At 64.9% G+C, this 1,187-nt stretch carries 3 protein-coding genes; 2 read left to right on the top strand and 1 reads right to left on the bottom strand.

The features are described 5' to 3' along the window. Both MJD61_22175 and secG read left to right on the top strand, forming a co-directional pair. Positions 1-359, top strand: a 359-nt coding sequence (locus tag MJD61_22175) for a triose-phosphate isomerase (GenBank protein MCG8557966.1), incomplete at its 5' end; no start/stop codon positions are given. Beyond that, positions 356-916 carry a preprotein translocase subunit SecG gene (gene secG / locus MJD61_22170; protein ID MCG8557965.1) on the top strand — a complete coding sequence of 187 codons (561 nt, stop codon included), beginning with the start codon at positions 356-358 and terminating at the stop codon, positions 914-916. The genes MJD61_22175 and secG, both read left to right, overlap by 4 nt. Here the strand turns inward: secG and MJD61_22165 are convergent. Next, positions 917-1,187, bottom strand: a 271-nt coding sequence (locus MJD61_22165) for an integrase core domain-containing protein (protein MCG8557964.1), incomplete at its 5' end; no start/stop codon positions are given.

Raw genomic sequence — 1,187 nt, 5'->3', positions numbered from 1 at the left:
GAGGGCTCCGGGGTCTCGACGAGGCCGAAGCGCGGCGTTTGGTCGTTGCTTACGAGCCCGTGTGGGCCATCGGTACGGGCCGGACCGCAGGCCCTGACGATGCCCAGCAAGCGCATGCGGCGCTGAGGGCGCAGGTGCGCGAGCGGTTTGGCGAGGCGGTTGCCTGCGCCATGCGAATACTCTATGGAGGCAGTGCTCGACCGGACAACGCGGCCGGGCTGCTCGCCGAGCCAGACGTCGACGGCCTGCTCGTGGGCGGTGCATCCCTGGCTGCGGAATCCCTGGCCTCCATAGTGGAGGCAGCGGAATCACGATTGAGCGTGGGCTCTGCAAACGACTCCAGCGGAGCTGCAGGATGATTACCTTCCTGACCGTGGTTTACGTAATTGTCTGCCTTTTCCTGATTCTGGTAGTGCTCCTTCAGGCTGGAAAGGGCGGAGGCATGGGGTCGGCCTTTGGTGGCAGCTCCAGCCAGGCTGTGTTCGGTGGGGCTGGCGCGGGCAATTTCCTGACTCGACTCACGGTCGCCAGCGCCGCCCTCTTCATGCTGCTTTCGGCCACGCTAGCCTATTTGTCGTCCAGCTCCGAGAAGTCGCTGGAAGCGGCCTCGGAGGCGGTGCTCGAGGAACTCGAGGAACAGAAGAAGACTGCCCAGGACCAGCAACAAGACGAAGCCAAGACGCGGTCGGTCGGCGAGACCGCTGAGGGAGCCGACCAGGGAGCGACCAGCGGCGCAACGGCCGTCGAATCGACCACTACGGTGGACAAGCCACCCGCCGCCGAGGGCGCGCCGAGCGGCGTCCAGACCGGGCCCTCGAGCGGCGAAGCCAAGGACGACGCCGATCCGGGTTCCGCAACCAGCAACAAACCCCCTACCCCTCCGGCGACTCCCACCCGGGCGCGTGATCCACGCTAGCTACATGCGTCGAGCCTCGTCGATACTGGTGGGTAGAGTCTCCCGCAAGCCAGTTTTGAGCGTGCCGTTGAAGCGCTCGATTTTTCCGTTCGATTGCGGGTAGTACGGGGAAGTGCGAACGTGGGTCATGCCGGCGAGTCGGATGAACTCTTTGAAGTCGCGGGCAATAAACTGCGGTCCGTTGTCCGAGATGATGCGCGGCTTGGCGTCGGGGTAGTGCTCGCGGGCGCGTTGAACGATGGTCTCGACGTCGCTCTCGCTCATCGTCTCT

Source organism: Pseudomonadota bacterium (assembly GCA_022361155.1).
Taxonomy (GTDB): Bacteria; Myxococcota_A; Polyangia; order Polyangiales; family JAKSBK01; genus JAKSBK01.
The sequence above is the reverse complement of the archived record's forward strand: the minus strand, read 5'-3'. Positions and strand labels throughout refer to the sequence as shown.